This is a genomic window from bacterium (assembly GCA_035308905.1).
Taxonomy (GTDB): Bacteria; Sysuimicrobiota; Sysuimicrobiia; order Sysuimicrobiales; family Segetimicrobiaceae; genus DASSJF01.
The window spans coordinates 109,171-120,172 of record DATGFS010000031.1 but is presented as its reverse complement, the minus strand read 5'-3'; the positions used below and the strand labels follow the sequence as shown (position 1 = coordinate 120,172).

General features: G+C 65.0%; 5 protein-coding genes. 2 read left to right on the top strand and 3 right to left on the bottom strand.

The window, feature by feature from the left end; all coding sequences use genetic code 11:
- Together sufB and rpoZ are read left to right on the top strand one after the other, a co-directional pair.
- Positions 1 to 783, top strand: a 783-nt coding sequence (sufB, locus tag VKT83_10030; GenBank protein ID HLY22791.1) for a Fe-S cluster assembly protein SufB, incomplete at its 5' end; no start/stop codon positions are given.
- A 1-nt stretch (position 784) separates the two neighbouring features.
- Positions 785 to 1,030, top strand: a complete 246-nt coding sequence (gene rpoZ, locus VKT83_10025) for a DNA-directed RNA polymerase subunit omega (protein HLY22790.1) — start codon at positions 785 to 787, stop codon at positions 1,028 to 1,030.
- Between the two features lie 12 nt (positions 1,031 to 1,042).
- Here rpoZ and fabZ read toward each other — a convergent pair whose 3' ends face one another.
- From fabZ to VKT83_10010, 3 genes are all read right to left on the bottom strand, one after another.
- Entirely contained in the window at positions 1,043 to 1,492 is a 450-nt protein-coding gene (fabZ, locus tag VKT83_10020; GenBank protein ID HLY22789.1) for a 3-hydroxyacyl-ACP dehydratase FabZ, read from the bottom strand.
- 45 nt (positions 1,493 to 1,537) lie between these two features.
- Complete coding sequence (locus VKT83_10015) at positions 1,538 to 1,972, bottom strand: hypothetical protein (GenBank protein HLY22788.1); 435 nt, start codon at positions 1,970 to 1,972, stop codon at positions 1,538 to 1,540.
- A 63-nt stretch (positions 1,973 to 2,035) separates the two neighbouring features.
- A complete protein-coding gene (locus tag VKT83_10010; GenBank protein ID HLY22787.1) occupies positions 2,036 to 10,834 on the bottom strand; it encodes a glucoamylase family protein in 8,799 nt (2,932 codons plus the stop codon).
- Between the last annotated feature and the right edge of the window lie 168 nt (positions 10,835 to 11,002).

The following is an 11,002-nucleotide window of genomic DNA, read 5'->3' as shown; positions in this document are numbered from 1 at the left end:
GCGCAGAACATGGGCCAGTTCGAGCGGACCTTGATCATCGCGGAACGAGGCTCCTACCTCCACTACGTGGAGGGGTGCACCGCCCCGACCTACTCGAGCGACTCGCTGCACAGCGCGGTCGTCGAGATTATCGTCAAGGAGGGCGCCCGGGTCCGCTACACGACGATTCAGAACTGGTCCAAGAACGTCTACAATCTCGTCACGAAGCGGGCGGTCGCGTACCGTGATGCGACGATGGAGTGGGTGGACGGCAACCTCGGGAGCAAGCTGACCATGAAGTACCCGAGTGTCTATATGGTGGAGCCCGGGGCGAAGGCCGAGATTCTCTCGATCGCCTTCGCCGGCGCCGGGCAACACCAGGACCCCGGCGCGAAGGTGATCCACGCGGCGCCGCACACGCAGTCGTCCATTGTCAGTAAGTCGATCAGCAAATCCGGCGGCCGAGCCGGGTACCGGGGACTCGTCAAGATCCATCCGGGCGCCAAGGGCAGCAAGTGCGCGGTGCGCTGCGACGCGCTGATCCTCGACGACCAGTCCCGGTCGGACACCTATCCGACGATGGAGATCGACGAGGACGACGTGGAAGTAACCCACGAGGCGACCGTCTCGAAGGTGTCTAGCGAGCAGCTATTCTACCTGATGAGCCGCGGGATCAACCAGGACGAGGCAATGAGCTTGATCGTCCGCGGTTTCATCGAGCCGATCTCCAGGGAACTGCCGATGGAGTACAGCGTGGAGTTGAACCGTCTGATCCAGATGGAAATGGAGGGGTCGGTCGGCTAAAATGCGCACACGCCCGCTTGAGGAACTCCTGGCGAAGGTTTCATCGCCCTACGCCCTCGTGAATGTCGTGGCCGCTCGGGCACAGCAGTTGATTGCGGGAGATCTGCCCGCCATCGAGACAACCATGCGCAATCCTGTGCTCATCGCGATGGAAGAGCTCGCGTTGGGGAAGCTTCACGTCGAATTACGAAAGACGGCCGTTGCGCCGAAGGATCCGGAGGCAATAGAGGTCTCGCCGGTGGTTTAGCCAGACAAGAGACTACCGATTGGCGGGTGTCGCCCTATCGACCGTAACCAACCCGTAGGTCACGATCCCCTCGGCCACGACCATGCCCTCCACCGTGGCGGTCACTTGCGCCTTTCCGAACGGACCCTTTCCCCTCAGTGCAACCACGGTCGTGATGAGCCGGTCACCGGGGCGCACCGCTCGGCGAAACCGTACACGTTCGAGATTCGCAAGGTAGATCAGACGGTCCTCGATGTCGGGGCGAAATGACACGAGGATCGCCGCAACTTGAACCATCGCCTCGACGACGAGGCCCCCGGGCATCACCGGATTCCCAGGGAAGTGACCCGCGAAGAACGGCTCGTCGATTGCGACGTTCTTGAACCCGACGATGCGTTCGCCCGGTATGATCTCCAAGATGCGATCAACGAGCAAGAATGGATAACGCTGAGGGAGTCTCGTCAGGATCTGCTGAATGTCCATCGGCACCCCGCTTGCCCTTGCCTAGACCGTGATTATCCTACTAGCCTATTTCGTAAGATATTCAAGCCCGTCGGCGCAGGCTCGGCTTACATCAAAGCTTGGCTTTTGTTCCCCGGGCATTTTGTCCCAGCCCCCTTTTTCAATGAAGGCACTTCTCTCATAGGAATCTAACGCCTTTAGTTCTTTAAGTTTCTCTTTATAGTTCGGGTCCTTTATGAATTGGGCGACGCAGATCGCCGCCCGAGTCGCCAAGACCGCCTCTTCGGTTCTCTGTCGGCCAGTGCCCCCGGTTGTCCAACCACCCCACGCAAAGCCGATGATCATTGTGATAACCGCCCCACAAATAAGGCCCCAAATTCCAAACTTAACCTTCCCTCCAGCTTCTGGTTTCATTGATATGCCTCCCTGTACTTGCCCCTTCTTCGCCCGCTCATCCAGCTCTTCGCCCTTCTTCCGAATTCGCTCCTCTGGCGTGCTCACGCGCAATCCCCCCCCAAGCCCTACCCTGTTTAAGGCAGCTCATTCGGGCGGGTCTGCTGAAACTCATCCCAACACAACGCGGACGTGATGTTCCACGTCATCGTCGGCAAGCGGGATGGTTGCCGAACCCTCCAGGCGCCTGCCATCTAGTTCAGCCAGAATGACACCCCGGCACACGCCGGATGGGTTTTCCACCTGGACGTCGTAGATGGCGGAATGATACCGAAAACGGATCGAGTACCCCGGCCAGATTCGCGGGATGCAGGGATCGATTGAGAACGTCGTTCCGCGCACGCGAAAGCCCAGCATCCACTCCGTCGCCGCACGGTAGAGCCATGCGGCTGATCCGGTATACCAGGTCCAGCCGCCGCGCCCCACATGCGGGGGCTCGGAATACACATCGGCGGCCACCGCGTAGGGCTCCACTTTGTACCGTTGCACGGTCGCGCGCGAGACGGCCCGATTAATCGGGTTCAACATGCCGAACAACTCAGCCGCCTTGTCTCCGTCGCCCAGTGCGGCAAAGGCCAGCACGGTCCACGCGGCCGCGTGCGTGTATTGCCCGCCGTTTTCACGGATGCCGGGCACATACCCGCTGATGTAGCCCGGGTCGTGCGCCGCCCGGTTAAAGGGCGGCGTGAGCAACAGCACCAGCCCCTCCGGACGCCGCACGAGGATCTGATCCACCGCGGCCATCGCGCGTGCTCCGCGGCCCGGCTCGGCGGCGCCGCTGATGACGCCCCAGGATTGCGCAATGGAGTCAATCCGGCACTCCGTGTTTGTGGCGGAGCCCAGCGGTGTGCCGTCGTCGAAATACGCGCGGCGATACCATTCGCCGTCCCATCCGTGCCGTTCGAGCGCGGCCTTGAGCGCGCTGACGTGCAGCCGCCAGCTCTCCGCGCGCCGGTGCTCGCCCCGCGCATCGGCAATCTTGGCAAACTCCCATAGGAGCGTATGCAGAAACCACCCCAGCCACACGCTCTCTCCCTTGCCCTGCGGCCCGACGCGGTTCAAGCTGTCGTTCCAATCGCCCGTCCCGATCAGCGGGAGCCCATGGCTTCCCACCGCGAGGCTCCGATCGAGCGCGCGCGCGCAGTGTTCAAAGAGCGTACCGGTCGTGTCCGAGACCCGGGGTTGGAAGTACGATTCGTTCTGCCCCTGCGCGAGCGCGTCGCCCTCCAGGAACGGCACGATTTCATCGAGCACGCCGTGATCGCCCGCCACCTCGATGAATTGCAAGACGGCATAGGGAAGCCACAGCAGGTCGTCCGAAATGCGCGTGCGCACTCCGCGTCCCGACGGTGGGTGCCACCAGTGTTGAACGTCGCCCTGCGTGAACTGGCGCGCGGCGGCACGCAAAAGATGCTGACGGGCAACATCGCGTGTCGCGACAGCCAGCCCAGTCACATCCTGCAGTTGATCGCGGAAGCCATAGGCGCCGCTCGCCTGATAGAATCCCGCGCGTCCCCACACTCGAGAGGACAGCGTCTGGTAGAGCAGCCAGCGGTTCACCAGGATATCCATTGACCGCTCGGGGGTGGCAATCCGGACGGTCCCGAGCACGTCGTCCCATCGCCGGGTGACGTCTCGCAGGACCTCGTCGAGATCCGCGGCGCGATAACGAGTGATCAACTCCCGCGCCTCTTTCTGGCTTTCCCCCTGACCGAGGAAGAAGACAATTTCGGCGCGCTCGCCGGGACGCAATTCAAGCTGCGTTTGCAGGGCCGCGCACGGATCGAGACCCGCGCCCGCCCCCCCGGACAGCGGTCCGCCGTGCTCCAGTGCCGCCGGCCGCTCGGGCACGCCATTCCGGCCCAGAAACGCCGTGCGGTCGCCCGACCAAGACATCTGGCGCCCTCCGAGATCGGCAAACGCGACGCGTCCGCCGAACTCGCCGCTCCATGCGCTTCGCGCACACAGCGCGCCTGTTTGCGCATCCACTTCGGTGACAACATACGGAGCGGTCGCACTGCGCGAATTCCCGAGCACCCACTCCGCGTATCCGGTCACGGAGAGGCGGCGGGCACGCCCCGAACGATTCTCGAGGACGAGACGGGAGATCTTGATCGGGTCTTGCACCGGCACGTACTGCAGCAAGTCCGTCAAAATCCCGCGCGAGCCATGCTGAAACCGGCTGTAGCCTTGGCCGTGCCGCGCCACATACGGTGACGATTCATCCCGAACCGGCAGCGCTGTCGGGCTCCAGACTTCGCCGGTGTCCTCGTCGCGAATGTACAGCGCCTCACCGGGTGGATCGGTGACCTGGTCGTTTGACCAGGGCGTAAGTTGATTCTCATGGCTGTTGAGCGCCCACGTATAACCCGAGCCGGACTCCGAAACGAGAAACCCGAACGTGGGGTTCGCAATCACATTGACCCACGGCGCCGGCGTGCGCAGCCCTTCCCCGAGGACGATCACATATTCCCGGCCGCCGTCGGCAAAGCCGCCGAGGCCGTTGAAGAGTTCGAGCTCGGGGACGTTCAGCGGTACATCCGCCCCGTTGCCCGGGCGGCGCGGGCGCGACACGGGCGGCGCCGCGGCTTCGGCGCGCTGCGACCGGAGCACTTGCTCGGCCAGTGAGCCGTGCCGGCTGAGCAGCACCGCGCGGGCCGCCGTTTGCAACAACGCGCGGTCCTGCGCCGTCAGCAGGTCTCCCCTCAGGAGAAAGATGTCCCCGTGGATGCCGCTCGGATCCGATGCCATGCCCTGCCGCCGCGCGCGCACCAGCCCATTCAAGATCCCCTGCAGCTCTTGTTCATACGACGGCGGTTTCTCATTGAGAATGACCAGGTCGACGGACAACTGCTTCAGACGCCAGTATTCATACGCCCGCAGCAATTGCCTGATGATGCCGACGTCCTCCGCCTCGTCGATGCGAACCAGCACGATGGGCAGATCGCCTGAAATCCCGTGTGACCACAGCGCAGAGCGCTCGAACGCGCCGCGGCTCAGCACCTCGGAGGACGGCCGCAACGCAGGATCCGAGTACAGGACGGCATTGGCCAACCGCTGGAACAAATGCGCTTCGTCAGGCGCGATCCCCAGATGATTCAGCTGTACCTGCGCCTGTGTCCAGGCCAGCGTCAGCGTGCGTTCGAACGTGCCCGCATCCCGGTACTTGTCCGCCAGCGCCAGCACCTGGTCGCGGGCCGGCGCGACGATTGTGGAGAACACCACGCGCGCGGTCGTGCCCGGCCGGATACGCACCGTCCGCCGCAGGCTCATCACAGGGTCGAGGACGGCACCGACGGTGTTCGAAAGAGGCCGCCCGTCGATAATGGAGACGGGCGCGCGTACGTGATGCCCGCGTCCGAGAAATCTGACGCGATCCGTTTCGCACTGCAGGTCTCCGATGGAGTCGCCGTCCGCCACCGCCACGTGCGCGACCCAGACCTCGGGATCGTTCTCGTGTTGCCGGCGGCGCGTCGCCAGGAGCGCGTCCACGGCCGGCACGAACTCCGTCTCCACAAACAAGTTGGAAAACGCGGGGTGCGCCACATCGGCGGCCTGCGGCGCCAGCGCAAGCTCCGCATATGACGTGATTTGAACTTCACGTGTGCGCGCGCCGAGATTGGTGATCGATACGCGGCGCACTTCCGCATCGTCCTCGTCCGACACCAGCACCTCGAGCGTCGTGGCCAGCGCGCCATCCCGCCGGGTGATTTCGGCGCGGTCTTCGGTGAACCGGGCTTCGTAGGCATCCGGGACGGCGCCGCTGGGTTGGTAGCCCGCCGACCAAGACTGACCCGTCTGCGCATCGCGCAAAAAGATGTAGGTACCCCAGCAGTCTCGCGTGGCGTCTTCGCGCCAGCGCGTGATCGCGAGATCGCGCCAGCGGCTTGACCCCGAGCCGGCCGCCGTGATCATCACCCCGTAGCGTCCGTTTGACAGGAGATGTGTCCGGGGCACCGCGTCGTACGGGGTCGTGAATCGGCGCACGACCGGCACCGCGTGCGTCCCGGCGTGCGCCGCCGCGGGGACGTCTTCCGCGCGAGGCCGGGCGACCAGCACGTCGCGCGGCGTACGCTCCTGCAGGAGCAGCTCGGTCGCCTGCACGATCGGGTCCGCGTGGAATCGGGTGCGCATGGCCCCATCGTTGAGCACGTTGGCGAGCGCGACCACCGACATGCCCTGATGGTGCGCCAGGTACGCGCGCACGATCGCGACATGTCCCCCTTCGGGCACCCGCGTCCGCGTGTAATCGAGCGCTTCGTAAAATCCATACGCCCCCGTTCCACCGGCCTTGGCAATCCGCTCAAAGTTCTGCGCCGCCTGGCTGGGATCGATCATGGACGCGAGCGCGGTCGCGTATGGTGCGATCACCAGATCCTCACCGAGTCCGCGCTTGAGCCCTAAGTCCGGCACCCCAAAGCTGGTGTATTGGTACTCGAGGTTCAAGTCCCGCGCGTTGTACGCCGACTCCGAGATGCCCCAGGGCACGCGGCGCTCTGCGCCGTAGGCAATGTGCCGCCGCACCGCCAGTTCGCACGTTTGGCTCAGCAGGCTGCCGGACGGCGACATCATCACGAGCAGCGGCATGAGGTACTCGAACATGGAGCCCGACCACGAGATGAGCGCGGACCCGTGGCCCACCGGCGTGAGCGCCCGGCCGAGACGAAACCAGTGCGACGACGGGATATCGCCCTTGGCGATGGCGATGAAGCTCGTGAGGCGCGCCTCGGACGCAAGCAGGTCGTAACAGTTGGCGTCCAGGGCGCCGTCCGTGACCCGATACCCGATGGACACAAGCCGGCGCGTATGATCGAACAGAAAGCTGAAGTCCATTTTCCGGAACATGGTCTCCGCCCGCTCTGTAATCGCGGTCAGGCGGCGAACGAGCGCGGCCGCATCGTCGGCTGAGCGCCGGACGGCGTCTGCCAGGGCGTCGACATATCCCAAGGTGTCGGCGGCCGCGGATGCCTGGTCGAGCAGGCCTGCGCGGAATGCGGCAAGTTCCCGCAATGCTCCGTCGAAGCGTTCCGGAATGTCCGCGAGCGCAGGGAGCGGGTGAAACAACGACTCGATCGATGCCCAGTCCGGCGATCGCCGCAGAGAACGTGCGGTCATTGCGGTACTCTCGCCGGAATCCAGCCGGATCCACGGAACAAACATCGCCGCGTCCCGCGTGTGACTTTCGACGCATGCCGCGACGGCATCCGCCCACGCGCAGAACGTGGAGTCGGGAGCGTCTCCGCGTTCCTGAGCGAGGGCGTGAGCGATGTCGGCGATGGTGTGCGCACGCGTCCTTAGCTCGATGAACCGCGCCGCCCACTCGACGGGAGTGACCGGCATCGGCTGCAGCGAGTTGACCAGCGCGTCGATCGCATTACTGAGCTGCTTCCGGGTGACGATATGCGTGCGCGACGTCTCCGCAACCCCGCCGAGCGCTTCGCGCAAGAGCGCAATCGTGTCGTTCAGGCCGGCGAACGCGCGCTGTCCGAGAAAGGAATGCCGGACCAGTTCCCGGCAACCGTTCCCGAGGGCGAGGAGATGTGCGGCAAGGTTGCCGCTGTCCACTGAGGAGACATACTTGGGATCGAGCGGACGAAGTTCACGCGTGTCGTACCAATTGTAGAAGTGCCCGCGAAACGATTCGAGCCGGCTCATGGTCTCGAGAGTGCCTTCCAGTCGCGCAACGGCGTCCGCCGTACCCAGCCAGCCCAGGTCGCGCGCCGCCAACGTGGACAGGAGATACAGCCCCATGTTCGTCGGCGATGTTCGATGGGCCACGACCGGCTTCGGATTCTCCTGGAAATTATCGGGAGGCAGCGCGTGGTCCGCCGGAGTCACGAATACTTCGAAGAAACGCCACGTCCGGCGCGCAATCACTCGAAGCCCTCGAGCGTTCGTCTCGGAGAGCGGCTCGACCCGGGTGCGCCTCGGCGGCAGGCTGATCCACCGTGCGACCGCGGGTGCCGCGATCCAAAGCACGATGAACGGAAGCGCCGCGGCCGGCTCCGCGCGCCGTTCAACAGCCACCGCCGCCGGCACCGCCAGCGCAAGCACCACGCCGCCGGCCATGCGCGCATAGATTCCGGAGAGCGCCGGATCGCCCCCAGACCCGGTCTGCGTCGCAGTCACCCACTCCAAGAGACGCCGGCGGGTGATCAACATACGCCCCACCGTGCGCAGAATCGCGTCCAACATCAGCCATGTCTGAGACGCCAACAGCGTTACCGTAAGCCCGATCTGGGACGCGCCGACCGAAAGGTCGGTGAGGGCGGCGCGAACATAGGTGCGCCTGGAAATACCTCGACGAGGGGGCGTGAATCCGATGACGAAGGCCAGCAGCGCGGGGATCGCGATCGTCGCCAAGATGAACGCCGTCCACACCCAGGCCGCGGCCGACGGCAGCAGCCAGGCGGCGGCCAACGTGAAAAATGCCGCCGGAGCGGACAACGAGCGCCGCAGATTGTCGATCATCTTCCAGCGGCCGATCGCGGGAATCGCGACCGCGCGCCGCTCTCCCGACGTTGCGCGCCTCCGTCCGAAGACCCACGGCAGCAGCTGCCAATCGCCGCGCACCCAGCGATGCTGCCGGGCCGCCGCCGCTTCGTAGTGCGAAGGAAACTCGTCGAACAGCTCGATGTCTGACGCCAGCGCAACCCGCGCGAAGATACCTTCGAAGAGATCGTGGCTCAGCAGCGCATTATCCGGCATCTTGCCCGCCAAGGCCGTCTCAAACGCATCGACGTCGTAGATTCCCTTGCCGGTGTACGAGCCTTCTCCGAACAAATCTTGGTAGACGTCCGACGTCGCGGAAGCATACGGATCCATGCCGCGCGGGCCCGAGAAGATGGTCTGGAACAGCGATCCCTCGTGGTCGGCCGGGAGCGATGGGTTGATGCGCGGCTGCACGATCCCATAGCCTTCCACGACGCGCCCGGCGGACGGGCTGAAGCTCGGCTGATTGAGTGGATGCGCCATGGTCCCGATTAAACGACGCGCCGCGCCTCGCGGCAGACGCGTGTCCGTGTCGAGGGTGATGACGTACCGAACACCCGACGGGGCGTGCACCGGGCGTCCGCCGACCGGCAGAAACGTCGTGTTCGCGCCGCCCCGAAGCACCCGGTTCAGTTCGCGCAGCTTCCCTCGCTTGCGCTCCCACCCCATCCACGTACCCTCGCGCTCGTTCCAGACACGCTTCCGATGAAACAGCAGGAAGCGCTCTCCGCCGTCAGACGCGGGACCGTAGAGTGTGTTGAGCTTCACGACGCCGTCCACCGCGACGGCCAGGAGTTCGTCGTCACCGGAGAGGCTCTCGGCCGGCGCGTCCAGCCAGTCGGTGAGCAGCGCAAAGCGCAGTTCCTCGTCCGGGTTCGCCAGGTAGTGGACCTCCAGCCGCTCCACCAGCTGTTCCACCTGATGTTGGGCCGTGAGCAGCGCGGGCACGACGACCATCGTTCGCAGTTCCCGCGTGACTCCGTCGCGCAGCTCCCGCCGCGGCAGCACGTGCGGCTTGAGTGAGTGGGTCACGGCCCGGTTGATGAGCGCGATCGCCAGGTCGGAAGCCGGCACGACGGCGAGGAGGCCGAGCAGCAAGAGCCCCCACGCGGCGATTCCCGCGTTCCGTTCGTACAGCAGCGGCAGCAGCACGATCAGGGCGGTAAGGAGGGTAATCGACCCGAGGTAGCCCGGCACCGCGCTTCGCAAATAGAGGCGCAGGAGCCGGTCTCGCCAGACGAGGCGGTAACCGAGCTCGCGCTCCAGCGCCGGGCGTCCCCCGGCAATCAGGTAATAACCCGCATCGGCGCGGTCCTCGCGCGGCGGGCCGTCGCCGGACGGCTCTGGGAGGGCCCGTGTGATTCGGCCCACCACACGTCTCACGACCTCGATTTCCGAATGCCGCGATCCTCGCGAGAGGTCCTCGATCGCATGGCGGTACGAATCCCGCGTGGCGAAATCCATCTGGGCGAAGTTGGTTTCGTGCCGAAGTATTTCGTCCGCCAGGCTGACGCTCTCGAAGAATTCGGCCCAATCAAAGTCCGTCATCAAACGCATGCTGGTGATGATGTTCCGTACCGTGACGGTCATCGCAGCCTGTGCCTGGTGCCCGGTCCGGACAATGTCGTCGGCCGTCGTCCCCAGCGCCGCCACCCGCTGGTCGAGCCAGCGCTGGACAACATCCACCTTCGGGCCGAGATCCCGCAGACGCTGGACCAGCTGTACGATAAAGGCCGTGCCGAGCGGCGTTCCTTCGGCGCGGCGGAGGGCCGCGTCCGGTGAGATCGGAGCGTGCCCGTTTGCGCCGATCACGCTGTCAATTAGCATGTCGACGTCCTGGCGCGCGGTGCGGTTCCGCACGATGCGCTCGGCCAGCCTTCGCAGGTTCTCGACGAGCACCACGCGGAGGCTGATGGCCACGGCCCACAGCTCGCCGATGGTGAGCGGTTGTACCCGCTGGTACGCCGTCACAAAGCGGCGCAACGTGTCCGGATCGAAACGGCTGTCCGTGTGCGCCACAAAGGCCCAGGCCAGACCATACACGCGCGGATACCCGCGCAGGGGCCCCGAGGCGAGCTTCGGAAGTTCGCGGTAGTAGCCGGCGGGCAGATCGTCTGCGATCTCCCGGAGTTGCTGGTCGACGATGTGGAAGTTATCGACCAGCCATTCAGCCGCGGGCACGACCGCATACTCGTCCCGGATCGCCGGCGCAATCACCCGATACGAGTCCAGCAGCACGCGGCCGTTCTCTGCCACCCGCGGGGTCAGCGGACGGCCCCGGTCCGTGTCGTTCGTGACAGTCTGCGCCGCCGCGAGACTCTCCGCGTGCTGTTCCAGCCGCTCCAGGCTGAAAAGTTCCGCCCGAATGGGTTCTTCCAGATCGTCGAGCGTGAAGGTTGGCGGTTGATCCTTATTCATGCCGGCAATGCGGGATTCCGGCACGGGGGATCTGCGAGATACCCGTGAAGCTGCACCAACGGCACCCCTCTTCTCTGTATGTCTATCGTGGTTTTTCGATGCCGACGGAGTCGCTGCACGAAACCTCGGAGAAGCCGGTGTGTTGTTGGCCGAAGGAGACACCACCGC